Origin of the sequence: Oerskovia sp. Root918 (assembly GCF_001428945.1) — a bacterium.
Classification (GTDB): Bacteria; Actinomycetota; Actinomycetes; order Actinomycetales; family Cellulomonadaceae; genus Oerskovia; species Oerskovia enterophila.
Genome location: NZ_LMJG01000013.1, coordinates 172,517 through 188,902, shown reverse-complemented (window position 1 = coordinate 188,902; position 16,386 = coordinate 172,517). Strand labels below are relative to the sequence as shown.

The 16,386-nt window shown below is 73.3% G+C and carries 15 protein-coding genes; 8 read left to right on the top strand and 7 right to left on the bottom strand.

Annotated elements, in window-relative coordinates; translation table 11 throughout:
* Positions 1-1,245, bottom strand: a complete 1,245-nt coding sequence (locus ASE27_RS11990; protein WP_056650413.1) for a CpaF family protein — start codon at positions 1,243-1,245, stop codon at positions 1-3.
* A 316-nt stretch (positions 1,246-1,561) separates the two neighbouring features.
* Between ASE27_RS11990 and ASE27_RS11985 the strand changes: the two genes are divergently transcribed.
* Positions 1,562-2,857 (top strand): pyridoxal phosphate-dependent aminotransferase, encoded by a 1,296-nt coding sequence (locus ASE27_RS11985; protein ID WP_056651373.1) that lies wholly within the window; start codon positions 1,562-1,564, stop codon positions 2,855-2,857.
* Positions 2,858-2,918: 61 nt separating this feature from the next.
* Here the strand turns inward: ASE27_RS11985 and ASE27_RS11980 are convergent, their stop codons facing one another.
* The 4 genes from ASE27_RS11980 to ASE27_RS11965 all read right to left on the bottom strand — a co-directional run bounded on the left by ASE27_RS11980 (position 2,919) and on the right by ASE27_RS11965 (position 6,923).
* A complete protein-coding gene (locus ASE27_RS11980; protein ID WP_056650410.1) occupies positions 2,919-4,199 on the bottom strand; it encodes an LCP family protein in 1,281 nt (426 codons plus the stop codon).
* Between the two features lie 102 nt (positions 4,200-4,301).
* Positions 4,302-5,594 (bottom strand): multidrug effflux MFS transporter, encoded by a 1,293-nt coding sequence (locus ASE27_RS11975; protein ID WP_082608869.1) that lies wholly within the window; start codon positions 5,592-5,594, stop codon positions 4,302-4,304.
* A 124-nt stretch (positions 5,595-5,718) separates the two neighbouring features.
* Positions 5,719-6,546 (bottom strand): hypothetical protein, encoded by an 828-nt coding sequence (locus ASE27_RS11970; RefSeq protein ID WP_056650407.1) that lies wholly within the window; start codon positions 6,544-6,546, stop codon positions 5,719-5,721.
* Positions 6,546-6,923: a PadR family transcriptional regulator gene (locus tag ASE27_RS11965; protein ID WP_056650403.1), complete on the bottom strand. Its 378-nt coding sequence runs from the start codon at positions 6,921-6,923 to the stop codon at positions 6,546-6,548. Before ASE27_RS11965 ends, ASE27_RS11970 begins: the two co-directional genes overlap by 1 nt.
* A gap of 153 nt (positions 6,924-7,076) precedes the next feature.
* Here ASE27_RS11965 and ASE27_RS11960 point away from each other — a divergent pair, with 153 nt between their 5' ends.
* The gene (locus tag ASE27_RS11960) at positions 7,077-7,820 is read left to right on the top strand and encodes an SOS response-associated peptidase (RefSeq protein ID WP_056650400.1); all 744 of its coding nucleotides are present in this window, start codon (positions 7,077-7,079) and stop codon (positions 7,818-7,820) included.
* Between the two features lie 86 nt (positions 7,821-7,906).
* On the opposite strand, the gene ASE27_RS11955 is transcribed toward ASE27_RS11960, so the two are convergent.
* Positions 7,907-9,010 carry an adenylate/guanylate cyclase domain-containing protein gene (locus ASE27_RS11955; RefSeq protein WP_235535431.1) on the bottom strand — a complete coding sequence of 368 codons (1,104 nt, stop codon included), beginning with the start codon at positions 9,008-9,010 and terminating at the stop codon, positions 7,907-7,909.
* Positions 9,011-9,051: 41 nt separating this feature from the next.
* On the bottom strand, positions 9,052-10,020 hold the full coding sequence (locus tag ASE27_RS11950; protein WP_082608868.1) for a biotin--[acetyl-CoA-carboxylase] ligase: 969 nt from the start codon (positions 10,018-10,020) through the stop codon (positions 9,052-9,054).
* Between the two features lie 180 nt (positions 10,021-10,200).
* Between ASE27_RS11950 and ASE27_RS11945 the strand changes: the two genes are divergently transcribed.
* Genes ASE27_RS11945 through ASE27_RS11920 form a run of 6 tightly spaced genes read left to right on the top strand, consistent with a single transcriptional unit; the run spans position 10,201 to position 16,230 of the window.
* Complete coding sequence (locus ASE27_RS11945; RefSeq protein WP_056650398.1) at positions 10,201-11,820, top strand: acyl-CoA carboxylase subunit beta; 1,620 nt, start codon at positions 10,201-10,203, stop codon at positions 11,818-11,820.
* Positions 11,817-12,491, top strand: a complete 675-nt coding sequence (locus tag ASE27_RS11940; protein ID WP_235535430.1) for a hypothetical protein — start codon at positions 11,817-11,819, stop codon at positions 12,489-12,491. Before ASE27_RS11945 ends, ASE27_RS11940 begins: the two co-directional genes overlap by 4 nt.
* Positions 12,488-12,754 (top strand): acyl-CoA carboxylase epsilon subunit, encoded by a 267-nt coding sequence (locus ASE27_RS11935; protein WP_056650394.1) that lies wholly within the window; start codon positions 12,488-12,490, stop codon positions 12,752-12,754. Before ASE27_RS11940 ends, ASE27_RS11935 begins: the two co-directional genes overlap by 4 nt.
* Positions 12,751-13,719 carry a hypothetical protein gene (locus ASE27_RS11930; RefSeq protein ID WP_056650392.1) on the top strand — a complete coding sequence of 323 codons (969 nt, stop codon included), beginning with the start codon at positions 12,751-12,753 and terminating at the stop codon, positions 13,717-13,719. The genes ASE27_RS11935 and ASE27_RS11930 overlap by 4 nt, the downstream gene beginning before the upstream one ends.
* Positions 13,720-13,771: 52 nt before the next feature.
* Complete coding sequence (locus tag ASE27_RS11925) at positions 13,772-15,526, top strand: DUF885 domain-containing protein (RefSeq protein ID WP_157257574.1); 1,755 nt, start codon at positions 13,772-13,774, stop codon at positions 15,524-15,526.
* Entirely contained in the window at positions 15,523-16,230 is a 708-nt protein-coding gene (locus tag ASE27_RS11920) for a nucleoside triphosphate pyrophosphatase (RefSeq protein WP_056650388.1), read from the top strand. The genes ASE27_RS11925 and ASE27_RS11920 overlap by 4 nt, the downstream gene beginning before the upstream one ends.
* The last annotated feature ends 156 nt before the right edge of the window (positions 16,231-16,386 follow it).

The following is a 16,386-nucleotide window of genomic DNA, read 5'->3' as shown; positions in this document are numbered from 1 at the left end:
TCAGCCCTGCCCCCCGGGTCGAGGCGACATCAGAGCCGCCAGGTCGACACCCACCCGCGCGAAGCGGTCCTCGGCCGGCGGGAACCCGTCACCGCGGACCAGTCGGCCGCCGGACCGGTGGAACAGGTCAGAGACCTCGACGACCCCCTGCTCGACGCGTCCCGTCACCCCGACGATCTCGCGGACCTCGCGCCGACCGTCCGCCGTCACGCCGAGGTGCACGACCACGTCCACAGCGTTCGCGACCGTCGGGACGACGAAGCGGTCCGACACGTTCTCCCCGGCCAGGAGCGGCAGGGTGCACATCTTGGAGATCGCTTCCCTGGCCGAGTTCGCGTGGATCGTGCACATCCCGGGAACACCCGCGTTCAGAGCGATCAGCAGGTCGAAGCTCTCGGCCTCGCGCACCTCCCCGATCACGATACGGTCCGGGCGCATGCGCAGCGCCTCCTTGACGAGCCGCCGCAGCGGGATCTCGCCGGTCCCCTCGAGGCTGGGCTGGCGGCACTGCATCGAGACGATGTCTCGCACCGCGAACCTCAGCTCGAACACCTCCTCGCACGTGACGACCCGGTCCTGCGACGGGATCGATCCGGCGAGAGCGTTGAGCATGGTCGTCTTGCCCGCCTGGGTCGCCCCGGCGACGAGGACGTTGAGACCGGCCCGGACCGAGGCGTGCAGGAACGCCGCCGCGTGCGGGGTCAGGGAACCCAGCCGCACCAGGTGGTCCAGGTGCGAGGCCCGCACGACGTGCTTGCGGACGTTCACCGCGAAGTGCTCGCGGGTCACGTCCGGGATCACCACGTGGAGCCTCTCACCGCCGGGCAGCGCGGCGTCGACGAACGGGCTCGAGAGGTCGAGGCGCCGACCGGAGGACTTGAGCATCTGCTCGACGAGGTCGCGGACCTGCGTCGAGGTCAGGATGGTCGAGGTGAGCTCGGCGCTCCCGCCCCGGGCGACGAACACCTTGGCGGGCGAGTTGATCCATATCTCCTCGACCTCCGGGTCGTCGAGGTACTTCTGGAGCGGACCGAGCCCCGCGACCGCGTCGAGGACCGCACGCATCGCGCCCTGCGCGTCGGCGAGCGGTGGGACGACCCCGAGAGCGGTCCGGGAGTCGTAGTCGGCCAGGGCGTCCGCGACGAGGCGGTCGATCCCGTCCTTGTCGCGCACCGGGTCCACTCCCCGCCGACGGATCAGCTCGCGCACCTCGGTCTCGAGGATCGTCACACCGCTGGTGCTCACGTCGTCGTCACGCCCCCTTGCGTCCCCCTGCACGCCCCCCGCGCAGCCAGCGGCCCCGGCGTCGCGGAGCGGCTGAGCGCCGACACTAGGGCACATCGCCCCGGGCGCGCACGCGCCCTGTGGACGACGGGTCAGGATCGGCGGATTTCCGCGCCCCGGGTCGCCGCGAACTGTCCGGAATGTGGTCACCGTCACGTTCGTTCCGGGACCCGGTCGCGCCCGTTCGGACGTCCAGCCACGTTCGACCTGGTGGCGACCACCCCGCCCGGCGGCGCCCTCGGCACACACCGACGCCGCCAGGCTTAGGGTCGTGGTCATGTCGACGCCCCGCCCCGCAGACCCGAGGCCCCCGCAGCGCACCCAGTCCTCGCCCCACGTCCCGGGCCGCTGGCGCGCGGCCGCGGCAGCCACCGGGCTCCTGCGCGCCGACGGCAGCGTCGCGTCCACGATCTTCGCCGAGATGACGAACCTCGCGGCGCGCACGGGCGCGATCAACCTGGGCCAGGGCTTCCCGGACGTCGACGGCCCGCACGCCATCAAGCAGGCCGCGATCCGCGCGATCGAGGACGGGTACAACCAGTACCCGCCGGGCACGGGAGTCCCCGAGCTGCGCCGGGCCGTCGCGGACCACCAGCGACGCCACTACGGCCTGGACCCGGACCCGGACACCGAGGTCCTGGTCACCACGGGGGCCACCGAGGCGCTCGCGGCCACCGTCCTGGCCCTCGCGGGCCCGGGCGACGAGGTCGTGACCCTGGAGCCCTTCTACGACTCCCACGCGGCTGTCATCGCTCTCGCGGGGGCCACGCACGTGACCGTGCCGCTCCACCCGACCCCGGACGGCTTCCGCCTCGACCCCGCCCAGGTGCGTGCCGCCGTCGGGCCGCGGACCCGGCTGGTCCTCGTCAACACACCGCACAACCCGACCGGGACGGTCCTCACGCGCGCCGAGCTGCAGGTGGTCGCGGACGCGGCCCGCTCCGTGGACGCGATCGTCGTGACCGACGAGGTCTACGAGCACCTCGTGTACGACGACGCCGTGCACGTGCCCGTCGCGACCCTGCCGGGCATGGCCGAGCGCACGATCACCATCTCCTCGGCGGGCAAGACCTTCTCGTTCACGGGCTGGAAGATCGGCTGGCTGCACGGGCCGGCACACCTCGTCGAGGCCGTGCGGACGGTCAAGCAGTTCCTGACGTACACGTCGGGGTCACCGTTCCAGCCCGCGATCGCCCAGGCGCTCGCCGACGACGAGGCCCCGCGCGCGCTCGCGGCGTCCTTGCGCGACCGGCGGGACCTGCTGTGCGAGGGTCTCGTGGCGGCCGGGTTCGAGGTCGTCGTCCCTCGCGGGACGTACTTCGTGGTCGCGGACGGCGCCCCGTTGGGTTTCGACGACGGCATCGAGCTGTGCCGCCGTCTCCCGGGCCTCGCAGGCGTCGTGGGCGTGCCCGTGAGCGCGTTCTGCCGCGCGCCCGGAGTGCCGGGTGACCAGGCGCACGGCCCGACGACTGCCCGCGCCCTGGCCTCGCGGGTCCGCTTCACGTTCGTCAAGCGCGAGGACGTGCTCCGTGACGCGGTCGGGCGCCTCGGCGCACTGCGCGAAGGCCGGTAGGCGCGGGCCGGACGGTTCCCGCCTCTGCTCGCCGAGCACCCGGCTCGCCGGGGGCGAGGCGTCAGCAGACGCCGGGCAGCCGCTCCTCGACCACCGGGGGGGCGACCGGAGGAGCGACCTCTCCCGCGCCGGCACCGGGGTCCGTTCCCGGATCGGTCCCCGCTTCCGGGTCCGTGCCGGCCGCGGGGTCCGTGCCCTGGACCGCGCCGGTGTCCGGCGCCACGTCGGTGGGGGCGGGGGTCTCGTGCCCGGGCGGCGGTTCGTCGGCGGCCATGCGGTCCCAGATCGCCTGGGCGTCCTTGGTCCACACGACACGGTTCTTGTCGGTGGGCGCATCGATGACGGGCAGCTCGCTGAAGACGATCTCGTTCGTGTCGATGTCCTTGAGCGAGAACGCCAGGCCGGCGAGCGAGTCGAGGCCCGCGAGGCTGGGGCTCGCGCTCACGGAGGACAGGACGGCCTTGATCATGCCGTAGAGCTCGGGCGCGTTGGTGATGAGGTTCTTGGACAGGACCTCGCGGAGCATCGAGTCGATGAACGCCTGCTGGCGCGGGATCCGGGAGAGGTCGCTCCCCATCTCGAGGCCCATGCCCGTCCCGTGGCGCGCCCTCAGGTAGCTGATCGCCTGGTCGCCGTTCAAGGTGGTCTGACCTGCCGGCAGGTCGAGCGTCCCGTACCGCGGGTTCTCCTTCATGGGTTCGGGGAAGCACATGGTGACCCCGCCGATCGCGTTGACGACGCCCACGACGCCGTTCATCTTCAGCACGACGTGGTCGGTGATCGTCAGCCCGGTGAGCGACTGCACGGTCGTGATGGTGCAGGCGGCAGCGCCCACCATGTCGTCGTCCTGCCCGGCCCCGATCTGGAACGCCTCGTTGAACATCGTGTCCTTGCGCGGCTTCGACGTCGAGCCGTCCGACAGGTTGCACGACGGGATGTCGACCAGCGAGTCGCGCGGGATGGAGACGACCTCCATGCGCGTGCGGTCACCCGAGACGTGCACCACGAACGTGGTGTCCGACCGCATACCCTCTTCCTCGCCCGCGATCGCAGCGTTCTCCGCGTCGCGGTAGTCCGTGCCCATCACGAGGATGTTGAGCGCCTTGCCCGCGAACGGGTCGTCCGGGTCCCGAGGAGGCTCCGGTGACGCGCCCTCGACGAGGTCCGAGACGTCGCTCACGTCCACCGCGTTCTGGAAGTCGACGTACATCGCGGCCGCGGCCGTCCCGGCGAAGACCAGGCTCCCCGTGGCGACCATTCCGACGATGCGAAGGGCCTTGTGCGAGCGCAGGGAGCGCGCGTGATGAGGGCCGCTCTTCGAGGCGGTCTTCGGGCTGGGCATGGGAAGAGCCTAGAGGCACCAGAAGGGTGCGGCCTTCGTGTCGTGCAAAGGAAGTGTGAAGTGTCCCGTCGGCATGGGGGCGCGCGGCAGTCCCACGACCCGTCAGGTCGGCAGGTGCCAGCCGCCCTTGCGGAAGGCCGGGGTGGCCAGACCGAGCACCAGCAGGGACGCCAGCACGGCGCCGAGCATGACCGCGCTCATGGCCACCTCGTCGCCCCCGAGAACGCCCACGAGGGGGCTCACGAGGCCCGCGACACCGGCCTGGAACGCCCCGATGACCGCCGCTGCGGTGCCGGCCCTCTCGCCGTGGCGCGTGAGCGCGAGCGCCGACGCGTTGGCCGGGATGAGCCCCTGGAGCGCGAGCGTGAGCCAGAGCGCCGCGAGGAGACCGATCAGCCCGCCCGCCCCGGTGAGCGCCACGACGAGCAGACCTACGGCGAACACCGACTGCAGGACGAGGGCCGTACGCAGGATCCGGATGGGCGCGACCCGGCGCACCAGCGAGGCGTTGACCTGGGCGGAGATCACGAGCCCGATCCCGTTCACCGCGAAGAGCGCCGCGAACTGCCCGTGCGTCAGGCCGTAGCCCTCCTGCAGCACGAACGGGGAGCCGACGACGTAGCTCATGAGGACGGCCATGCCGAGCCCGGGCAGCACGGCCAGGGCTAGGAAGTGGCGGTCGCGCAACAGGGTCCCGTACCCACGGAAGACGCTGCCGATCCCGCCGGTCTGGCGCCGCTCGGTCTCGAGCGTCTCGGGCATGAAGCGCAGCACGATCAGGGCCAGGATCACGCCGAGCACCGCGAGGACCCAGAAGACCCAGCGCCACGTCCCGTGCGAGGCGATCAGCGAGCCGAACGTGGGCGCGAGGAGGGGCGCGAGCCCGATCACGAGCATGAGGCGCGACAGGATGCGGGCCGCGTCCGACCCGGTGAACCGGTCGCGGATCACGGCGATCGAGACGACCTGGGCCGAGGCGTTGAAGAAGCCCTGGAGCACGCGCAGCGTGATGAGCCACCCGATCCCGGGCACGACCGCGCACAGGATCGAGGTGACGACGTGCAGCGCGAGCCCGACGATCACGGGCGCACGGCGTCCGTACCGGTCGGAGAGCGGTCCGATCACCAGCTGTCCCACGGCGCCTCCGACGAGCATCCCGGCCAGGGTGAGCTGCGCGAGCGCGGGGCTCGCGTCCAGGTCGGTGGCGACGTCGGGCAGCAGCGGCAGGTACATGTCGACCGTGAAGGCCGGGAGCGTCGCGAGGGCGCCGAGGAGGAGGACCCACTTGACCGTGGAGCGGCCGGACCTGCGGGCCGGGGTGCCGACGGTGCTGCGGACGACGTCGAGGGGCGGCGCCGTCGGGGCGGAGGCAGGTCCTGCCGGTGGGGTGCTCATGGGAGCCAATCATAACGATTCGATGATTGCCCCGAGCCACCGCCACGAGGCGGTAGCCCTCGCGGCTCCGTGGCGCGGGGCGAGCGCGGCGTCCCGGCCGGACGCCCCAGCGGGTACTGGACGCCTAGGGTCCCGCGAAGAGCCAGGCCGCACCGAGGGGGGCGAGCGCGAGGAGCGGGACGGTCCAGGTGATCAGGGACGAGACGACCCGTGCACCTCGGTCTGCCGCTTCCCCAGCCCCCTCTCCCGCGACCGGCAGCGGCGAGACGACGGGGTCGTCGAGGGCACCCTGGCGGACCTGGACGACGCTCCAGACCGTGCCCGCGACGAGGACCAGCGCCCCCGCGGTCGCGACCGGCACCGCCGGGAGGACGAGGACCTCGCTGTCCAGCAGGACGGCACAGACCCCGAGCGATCCCGTCAGCAGCGTGAGGACGAGCCAGGAGACCACCGGCCGGTCGAGGATGTGCCGCAGCACCGTCGAGCTGTGTCGCGCGAAGAGCAGGAGCACGACGCCGAGCGCCACGACCATGAGCAGCATCCCGACCGTGAGGCCGACGGTCGCGCCCGCCGCACCCGTGCGCCACGCGTCGACGGCGGCGCCACCTCCCCACCCGAGCACCAGCATCCCGAGGACCTGACTCCCCACGGGCCCCAGGACCGTCACCATGTCCCACCGCCCTGCGGGCTGCACGGGCAGGTCGAGGCTGCGCGCGTAGGCCACCGGGTCCCCGAACACCTCGGACGCCTTCTCGCCGCTCTCGGCGCAGTGGGACTCGACCTCTGTGAGAGCCGCCCCGAGCACGTCCCCGGGCACGTCGAGCAGGCGCAGCTCGATCACGAAGCCCTCGGCCCACTCCTCCTCGACGTGAGGGGCCAGGCTTCGCTCGATCTCGTAGCGCGCGGCTCTGCGCCTCTCGCGCAGGGGGGATGTCTGAGGGGTGCGGGACATCAGGTCTCCTCGGTCTGTGCTGGTCGGTCGGCGGGCTCGGTGCGGTCCGGTCCGACGACAAGGTCATGGGTGGTCTGCACGAACGCGTCCCACAGCGCGGCGCGCTGTGCGAGCTCGGCGCGGCCCGCCGGGGTCAGGTCGTAGTACTTGCGCCCGGGTCCGCCGTCGCCGGCCCGCCACTCGACGGTCACGAGCCCGCCCGCCTCGAGGCGCCCCAGCAGCGGGTAGAGCGTGCCGCCCTTGATCGCGCCGAGCCCGGCGTCGGCGAGACGCGCGGCGATCGCGTACCCGTAGGTGGGGCCGTCGGCGAGGATGCGCAGCACGCAGACGTCGAGGACGCCGCGCAGCCACTCGCTGGGCCAGGTGTTCTCGGACATGACTAGATAGTGTCGCGAACTAGTCAGGCTGTCAATCTAGTTGGGCACCATGCCCGACGGCGCCGCCGGGCACCATGCCCGACGGCGCCGCGCACCCCGCCTCCGACGCGGCGGCCGGGCGCAGCGTGGGTGGCGCGAGGCATCCTGGGAGACATGTGCGGACGCTATGCCTCCTTCCGGGACGCCCAGGACCTGGCCGACGAGTTCGCGATCGCCGACCTCGCCGACGACGCGCGCCTCCTGCCGTCCTCCTGGAACGTCGCCCCGACCGACCCCGTGCGGATCGTGGTCGAGCGCGCGGCCAGGGACACGGGCGAGGTCCGCCGCTCCCTGCGGGTGGCCCGGTGGGGACTCGTGCCGAGTTGGGCCAAGGACCCGGGCGTCGGAGCCCGGATGATCAACGCCCGCGCGGAGTCGCTGCTGGACAAGCCCGCGTTCGCCAAGCCGTTCGCGGCCCGCCGCTGCCTGGTGCCCGCCGACGGGTACTACGAGTGGCGCCGCATCGAGACTCCCCCGGCTCCGGGATCGACCGCCCGCAAGCCCAAGGTCTCCAAGCAGCCCTTCTTCATCCACCCCGAGGGGTCCGCGGTCGCCGCGTTCGCGGGGCTCTACGAGTTCTGGCGCGACCGCACCAAGGCCGACGACGACCCGGACCGCTGGCTCGTGTCGGCGACCGTCGTGACGACCGCCGCCGCGCCGGCGCTCGCGTCGATCCACGACCGCATGCCGCTGACGCTCGCCCCTGACCTGTGGGACGCGTGGCTCGATCCTGCGGTCGGCAAGGACGAGGCGGCCGGTCTGCTCGTCGCCCCCGAGGTACGCATGACGGCGCAGGAGGTCGCACCGCTGGTCAACAGCGTCGCCAACAACGGGCCCGAGCTGGTCCTCGCGGTCTGAGACGCGGGGTGCCGTTCCGGCGACGACGGGCGTGCACTACGGCGCGGACCGGTCACCGGTCCGCGCCGCTTTGGCCGACGGGCAGGTCAGCCCTTGTACGCCCACTGGAGGCGCACGGGCTCGATCACCCCGAGGCCATGGACCTCGCGCTCGGGCTGGGCCGTCAGCGCGAACCGCGAGTCCCGCGACAGGAGCGCGGCCGTCTCGCGGTCGATCAGCACGGTCGCCGGCTCGGCGATCTCGGTGAGCCGCGACGCGAGGTTGACCGACGGGCCGAACACGTCACCGAAGCGCGAGAGCACCCTGCCCCAGACGAGGCTGACCCGGACGGGCGGGACCTCGACCCCCTCGCCGGCCCGCTCGGCCTCCTCGGCGAGACCGAGCGCGACCTTGGCACCCGTCGCGACGTCGTCGGCGACGTACAGGACCGCGTCGCCGATGGTCTTGACGACCCGACCGCCCGCGGCGGTGATGACGTCGCGCGCCCGGGTCTCGAAGAGCTGGACGAACTCGGCGAGCTCGCTCGACCCCAGACCCGCCGTCCGCTTGGTGAACGACACGATGTCGGCGAACCCGACGGCCCGCGGGAGCGGCAGCGCCTGGGAATCCGTGACGTCGCCCGCGCGCGCGTCGGAGAACTCGACCGTGAAGCGCGCGGCGACGGCCGCGAGCTGGCGGCGCCAGGCGTGGCTCAGCTGGGTCTCCAGCACGGGCGCGAGGTCCGGGAGGCGGTCGAGCACGAGCAGCCGGGCGCTCGTGTCGTCGAGGTCGAACCGCTTGGTCATGTGCTCGACGAGCGCCTCGACCTGCCAGAGCACGAGCCGTTCGGTCGTGTGGCCCATCGACCGGATGAGGGTCGTCAGCGACCGGTCGTCGAACTGCTCGCGCTCGGCGACCGAGTAGATCTGCTCGAGGGCGACCGCGTCGTCCTCGGTGAACATCTGCTCCTGCTCCTCGGTGATCGGGAGCCCGAGCGCCTGCCAGTACGAGCGCACCTGCTTCTCCGTGAGCCCGGCCCGCTCCGCGAGCCCCTCGACCGTGAGGGCACGGGGCCCACCCAGGAGGGCCGCGTCGACGTCTGCCTCGACCGTCACCCGCTCGGGGACACCAGGGCCGTCCGCTCGACTCTCCTCGGCTGCCTTCGTCGTCTCGGTGGTCTCTTCGGCTGCCTCAGGGATGTCGTGCGTCACAGACAGATCCTAGTTCAGCGCGGCCGTGCGCCTCGGCCCGCTCACCCGGCGGGAGCACCGACGGGGCCGCCGACAGGCCCCGAGGAGGCCGTCCCGCCGGTCACCGAGGAGGTCCCCGAGCCGGCCGCGGATCCCGAGCCCACGCGCAGGTGGTGCACGTCGCCGCTGTGCAGCGAACGGGCCGTCCCGTCGTCGCCCCGGACGAGCAACGAACCGTCGGGGCCGAACCCGTAGGCCTCGCCCGTGACCTGTCCCCCGCCCGTGAGGTCGATGCGCACGTGCGCACCCAGCGTCCCGCTGACCTCGACGCACTCCGCGACGAGGCCCGCGGCCTCGGCGTCCCCGCCCGCGTCCTGCCACCGACCGAGCGTCAGCGCGAACGACTCCTCGAGCGCGGTGAGCAGGACCTCGCGGTCGGTCGTGGCCGCCCCCGCCAGGGCGAGCGACGTGGCCGAGGCGACCGGGAGCTCGCCCACGCCCTGCAGGACGTTGAGCCCGACGCCCACGATCGCTCCGCCGTCGGGCAGGAGCTCGCACAGGATGCCCGCGACCTTGCGGTACGTCCCCCACCCCTCGATCTCCTCCGCTTCCTCGCCACCGGCAGCGGCGCCCGGCCCCGGGACGAGCACGTCGTTGGGCCACTTGACCACGGCCTCGACGCCCGCGGTCGCGCGCAGGCACCGGACCGTCGCGAGGCCCGCGAGCAGCGGCAGCCAGCTCAGGCTCTCGCGCGGCACGTCGGGCCGGACCAGGAGCGAGCCCGTCAGCGCGGTCCGCGCGGGCGTCTCCCAGGTGCGCCCCGCACGTCCCCGCCCACCGACCTGGTGCTCGGCCACGAGCAGCGCGGGCGCAGGCCAGGCCCGCGGGTCCGCAGCCACGGCCGCGGCCAGCTCGGTGTTGGTCGAGACGGACTCCTCGACGACCTCGAGGCGCTCGAGCGGGCCGTGCGGGACCACGAGCAGGTCCCGCAGGAAGTCGGGGCGCAGCGCGGGGCGATCGGCAGTCGTCATGCCCCCATCATGCACGGACGCGCCCGGGGGACGGCAGCACCACCCGCACGACGAACCGGCATCCCGCACGACGACGGGCACCGCCTCGCAACGGTTTGTGGGAACCCTCCAACGCCGACGCGGACGCCGGTGCGATCCCCCGCACCCGCTTGGTCCCACCCACCAACTAGGCTCGTCTGCGTGAACGAACCTGTCGCCGGCACCACCCCGGCCCCCACCGGTCAGCTCATCGGCACCGCAGCGAAGCTCGCCGACCTCGACCGTCGGCGCGCCGAGGCGTCCGTCGCGCCCGAGGAGACGGCTCGCGCCAAGCAGCACGCCCGGAACAAGAAGACGGCCCGCGAGCGCATCGAGGCCCTGCTCGACGAGGGCAGCTTCGTCGAGCTCGACGCGTTCGCCAAGCACCGCTCGACCAACTTCGGGCTCGAGAAGAAGCGGCTCGCGGGCGACGGCGTGGTCGTGGGGCACGGGACGGTCGACGGCCGTCAGGTGTGCATCTACTCCCAGGACTTCACGGTCTTCGGCGGGAGCCTCGGCGAGGTGCACGGCCAGAAGATCACCAAGGTCCAGGACCTGGCGCTACGCACGGGCGTACCGCTCATCGGGATCTCCGACGGCGGCGGCGCACGCATCCAGGAGGGCGTCGCGGCCCTGACGCAGTTCGCGGAGATCTTCCGCCGCAACGTCGCGGCCTCGGGCGTCATCCCGCAGATCTCGCTCATCCTCGGCCCGAGCGCGGGCGGGGCCGTGTACTCCCCGGCCCTGACCGACTTCATCGTCATGGCCGACCAGACGTCGAACATGTTCATCACGGGCCCCGACGTGATCCGTGCGGTCACGGGCGAGGACGTGGGCTTCGAGGAGCTCGGCGGGGCGCGCACCCACAACGAGCGCTCGGGCGTCGCGCACTACATGGGCACCGACGAGGACGACGCGATCGACTACGTGCGCCACCTCATCGGCTACCTGCCGCAGAACAACCTCTCGGACGCCCCCGGCTTCCCGCCCGAGGACACCGAGCTCGAGGTCACGGACGAGGACCTCGAGCTCGACACCCTGGTGCCCGACTCGGACTCGCAGCCGTACGACATGCGCACCGTGATCGAGCACGTCCTGGACGGCGGCGACTTCCTCGAGGTCCAGCCGCTGTTCGCGAAGAACGTGCTGATCGGGTTCGGGCACGTCGAGGGCCAGTCGGTCGGCGTCGTGGCCAACCAGCCCCTCGCGATGGCCGGGACGCTCGACATCGACGCGGCCGAGAAGGCCGCGCGGTTCGTGCGCACGTGCGACGCGTTCAACATCCCCGTCCTGACCCTCGTGGACGTCCCGGGCTTCCTGCCGGGCGTCGACCAGGAGCACCAGGGCATCATCCGTCGCGGCGCCAAGCTCATCTACGCGTACGCCGAGGCCACGGTCCCGCTCGTCACGCTCATCACCCGCAAGGCGTACGGTGGCGCGTACATCGTCATGGGCTCCAAGCAGCTCGGCGCCGACGTCAACCTGGCGTGGCCCACGGCCCAGATCGCCGTCATGGGCGCGGGCGGCGCGGTCAACATCCTCCAGCGCGGCACCCTCAAGGCCGCGGCGGACGCGGGGCTGGACGTCGACGCCGAGCGGGCCCGCCTGGTCGGGGAGTACGAGGAGGCCATCGTGAACCCCTGGGACGCGGCCGAGCGCGGCTACGTCGACGCGGTGATCCGTCCGTCGGAGACCCGCGTGCAGGTCGTGCGCGCGCTGCGCGCGCTGCGCACCAAGCGTGCGAGCCTGCCCCCCAAGAAGCACGGGAACATCCCGCTGTGACCTCAGCACCGCACGACGACGCGAACCACGAGACGAACCGCGAGGACGACATGCCCGACGAGCACACGAGCGACAGCCACGAGGGCCACGAGGGCCACGAGGGCCACGACCACCCGGACAACGGTCACGACAGCGTGTCGCACGGCGCCGAGCCGCTCGGCCCGGTCGACGAGGCACCGCTGCACGCCGCGGTCGACGCCCTGGCGGCGGCGCTGCACGACTACATCGGCACCGCGGTCGGCGTGCGCTCCGAGTTCGGCGCGTCCGAGGCCGACGAGGACCCGCGCGTCCTGGCCCTCGAGGCGCGCATCAGCACGCTCAACGCCCAGGTCTACGACGCGCTGCACGGTTCGCTCGGCATGCACCCGGACCTCACGTCGCTCGTGTGGGCCTCGGACGAGGAGCTCGGCGCGGGCGTCGACGCGGACGCGCCCCCGGCCCCGGAGGTCGCCGAGCCCTTCTACCTGGGCTTCGTCGTGGGGCCGGGCTCGACGCCCGACTCCTCGCTCGACTCGGTCATCGACTTCCTCGACAACGCGGGCGAGCAGGTCGTCGCGGCCCTCGCCGAGGCCGGCTTCGACATCCCCGAGTGGGCCGCGTCGCGCGGCGAGGCCGCCGACTTCGAGGGGTACGGGGACGCGGCGGACGACCCGACGGACGGCAACCTGTGAGCGGGACCCCCGAGGCGTCGTCGGGACGCTCGCTGCGCGTGGTGCGCGGCGCTCCCGACGACCTCGAGGTCGCGGCGCTCGTCGCCGGCCTCGCCGCGGCCGCGGCGGCCGCGCACGTGCCCGACGACGAGGCGCCCCTGTCCGAGTGGACCAACCGTGCGCGCGGTCTGCGCGGGACCGGGGCGGGCGCGACGGCCAAGAGCTTCGGTGGCCGCTCGGGTCGGCACAACGCCGACTCCTGGCGGTGGAGCCTGCAGTCATGAGCCAGTCCACGACCGTCCTGGTCGAGCTCGCGGACGGCCCCGGGGCCGTCGAACGCCCGCTCACGACCGACGGCAGCGGGCCCGCCCTGCCACCGCTCCCGGCCCGCACCGGCTGGCGCCGGTGGGCGTGGATCGTCCCGACCGTCCCGACGGTCGCGCTCGTCGCCTACCAGCAGCTCGCCCCGTCGCAGGGCTGGCCCCTGCCGGCCGCCGTGCTGGGCGTCCTGACCGTCCTGCTCCTGCTCGTCGCGGTCCTCGCGCTCGCGCGCTACCTCGACGACCGCGACGCGCAGCGCGAGACCCGCGCACGCGACGCACTGCTCACGGCGGCCGAGCGCACCACGGGCTCGGTGCTCGTCGACATCACGGCCGGGGTTCCCTCAGGATCCGCACGCGAACTGCCCGACGGCGCCGCGCACGTGAGCGGTCGGCTCACCTTCTCGGTCGACCACGTCCCCGTCCGGGCACCGTTCACGGTGCCCGTCCCCGCCGGGACGGACGGCCCCCGCTCGGGCGACCCCGTCGCGGTCTGGTACCCCCGGGGCACGGAAGGACGCCCACGCGTCGTCCTCGTGCGCTACCAGCGCGCCTGGGCCGACGACCTGCTCGCGGCGATGCACCCGGAGCGAGGGACGAGCGCCCCCGAGGCCGCGACCGCCGACCCGTCGCCTGCCGGTGAGGCCACCCCGTCCTCGGCGCCGACGAACCAGGACCTCCTCGATGCCCTCGGCCGGGCGGGCGCAGAGCACCCTCGCCTGGACACCGAGCTGGTCGCGCCCACCGGGGCGTGGAGATCCGTGCGCGTCGAGCTCTCGCTCCCGGGCAGCACGCGGTCCGTCCTCGTCTTCGAGGACGATGACGAGCTCGTGTACATCGGCCCGGACGGGGGCGGTGCGCAGTCGCTGGACCTGACCGCCCCGTCGGCCGTGCTCGACCTGGCGGAACGACTCCTGCGCCAGGACTGATCATCCTCACGGACGACTGCCCCTGCGGGTACCACGCAGTAACCTCTACCGGGTGACCTCACCCACCTCGCCGGCCGAGCCCGGCACCCCCACCGCCCGGACCCCCCGCACGCCCTCGGCGATCGACGCGATCGCCGACGCGTACGTGCTGACGGTCGCCGACCTGAACCCGCTCGCCGCCACGGCCATGGGCCTCACGGGCTACGACCACCGCATGACCGACCTGTCGCCCGCCGGGTACGAGGCCCTCGCGGCCGCGGACCGGGCCGTGCTGGCCGAGCTCGCGGACGTCGAGCCCGTCGACGACGTCGACCGCGTCACGCTCGCCGCGATGCGCGAGCGCATCGGTCTCTCGCTCGAGCTCCACGAGGCCGGCGAGGACCTCTCGCTGCTCAACAACATCGCGTCCCCGCTGCAGGAGCTGCGCGACATCTTCGACATGATGCCCACGGGCACGGTCGAGGCCTGGGAGAACGTCGCGGCCCGGCTCGCCGCCCTCCCGGGCGCCATGGACGGGTACATCGCCTCGCTCAGGGCCGGCGCCGCGCGCGGCAACGTCGCAGCGATCCGCCAGGTCCGCGAGGGCGTCAAGCAGGCCCGCGAGCTCGCGGACCCCGAGACGTCGTTCTTCGTCACGTTCGTCCGTGGCGACGAGGCCGCAGCGGTCCTCGACGAGTCCGCCGCATGCTCCCTGGTGCGCAAGGAGCTCGAGATCGGCGCCGCCGACGCCGTGGCCGCCTACGGCAGGCTCGCTGCCTTCCTCGAGGACGAGCTCGCCCCGCAGGCCCCCACGGCCGACGGCGTGGGGCGCGAGCGCTACGCCCTCGCGTCGCGCAACTTCCTCGGGGCCGAGGTCGACCTCGAGGAGACCTACCGGTGGGGTCTCGAGGAGCTCGCGCGCGTCATCGCCGAGCAGGAGGCTGTCGCCGCCCAGATCGCCGGGCCCGGCGCCACGGTCGAGGAGGCCGTCGCGATCCTCGACGCGGACCCGAGCCGCAAGCTCGACGGCACCGACGCGCTGCGCGCGTGGATGCAGGAGACGTCCGACGCCGCGATCCAGGCGCTCGACGGCGTGCACTTCGACATCCCCACCCCGGTCCTGGACCTCGAGTGCATGATCGCCCCGACCCAGACCGGCGGGATCTACTACACGCCCCCGAGCGACGACTTCTCGCGCCCCGGGCGCATGTGGTGGTCCGTGCCCCCGGGCGTCACCGAGTTCAACACGTGGCGCGAGAAGACGACCGTCTACCACGAGGGCGTCCCGGGCCACCACCTGCAGTGCGGCCAGGCCGTCGCGGCGCGCGACACGCTCAACTCCTGGCGCCGCCTCGCGTGCTGGGTCTCGGGCCACGGCGAGGGCTGGGCCCTGTACGCCGAGCGCCTCATGGCCGACCTGGGCTACCTCGACGACCCGGGCGACCGGCTCGGGATGCTCGACGGCCAGCGCATGCGCGCGGCGCGCGTCGTGCTCGACATCGGCGTGCACCTGGGGCTCGACGCCCCCGAGGAGTGGCGCGGCGACTCCGAGGACCCGCGCTGGGACGCGGACAAGGCCTGGGAGTTCCTCAAGGCCAACGTCAACATGGACGAGTCGTTCGTGCGCTTCGAGCTCAACCGCTACCTCGGGTGGCCGGGGCAGGCCCCGTCCTACAAGGTCGGCCAGCGCCTGTGGGAGCAGACGCGCGACGCGGCCCGTGCGGCGGCGGCGGCCCGCGGCGAGGAGTTCGACGTCAAGGCGTTCCACGAGCGCGCGCTGAACCTCGGCTCGGTCGGCCTCGACGTGCTGCGCGGGGCCCTGCGGTGAACGAGCCCACCAGCCCCCCTGCACCCCGCCTGCTCCTGGCCTCGCAGTCCCCGGCCAGGCTCGCGACCCTACGCTCGGCGGGCGTCACGCCCGAGGTCCGGGTCTCGGGGCTCGACGAGGACGCGGTCCTCGACGCCGCGACCGCACGGTTCGGTGCGCTCGACCCCGCCGACGCGGTGCTCGTCCTCGCCCAGGCGAAGGCCGAGGAGGTCGCCCAGGTGATCACGCGCGAGGTGCGCGAGCGGGACGAGGCGAGCGACGCCGTCGGGCCCGAGGAGAGCGCACCGATCGTGGTCGGCTGCGACTCGATGCTCGAGCTCGCGGGCGAGGTGTACGGCAAGCCGAAGGACGCCGACGAGGCGACCGCCCGGTGGCGCGCGATGCGCGGCCGGTCCGGCGTGCTGCACACCGGGCACTGGCTCGTCGACCTGCGCGACCCGCAGGACGGCGGCAGCGGGGCGACGCTGGGCGCGACCAGCTCGACCACGATCCACTTCGCCGACGTGACCGACGCCGAGATCGCCGCCTACGTCGCGACGGGCGAGCCCCTCGCGGTCGCCGGCGCGTTCACGGTCGACGGGCTGGGCGGGGCGTTCGTCGAGAGCATCGAGGGCGACCACCACGGCGTGGTCGGCATCAGCCTGCCGCTCGTGCGCGAGCTGCTCGGCGAGATCGACGTGGCCTGGACCGACCTCTGGGCGTGAGCCCCTGACGGCCCGCCCGCTCCCCCGCGCCACGCCCTCGGGCGCGGCGCGGCGGAGCGGGCGGGCCGTCGCTTGTCGAGGCCGCACAACCCAGGCCGACCCCGGGGCGGTTCGTCCCGCCGACCATGGAGGGTTCCTACAAACGACCCCGGTGCG

Coding starts and splice junctions, on each gene's coding strand:
- ASE27_RS11985 (WP_056651373.1), top strand. CDS start 1,562: ATGTCGACGCCCCGCCCCGCAGACCCGAGGCCCCCGCAGCGCACCCAG.
- ASE27_RS11960 (WP_056650400.1), top strand. CDS start 7,077: ATGTGCGGACGCTATGCCTCCTTCCGGGACGCCCAGGACCTGGCCGAC.
- ASE27_RS11970 (WP_056650407.1), bottom strand. CDS start 6,546: ATGTCCCGCACCCCTCAGACATCCCCCCTGCGCGAGAGGCGCAGAGCC.
- ASE27_RS11980 (WP_056650410.1), bottom strand. CDS start 4,199: ATGCCCAGCCCGAAGACCGCCTCGAAGAGCGGCCCTCATCACGCGCGC.
- ASE27_RS11950 (WP_082608868.1), bottom strand. CDS start 10,020: ATGACGACTGCCGATCGCCCCGCGCTGCGCCCCGACTTCCTGCGGGAC.
- ASE27_RS11965 (WP_056650403.1), bottom strand. CDS start 6,923: ATGTCCGAGAACACCTGGCCCAGCGAGTGGCTGCGCGGCGTCCTCGAC.
- ASE27_RS11975 (WP_082608869.1), bottom strand. CDS start 5,594: ATGAGCACCCCACCGGCAGGACCTGCCTCCGCCCCGACGGCGCCGCCC.
- ASE27_RS11930 (WP_056650392.1), top strand. CDS start 12,751: ATGAGCCAGTCCACGACCGTCCTGGTCGAGCTCGCGGACGGCCCCGGG.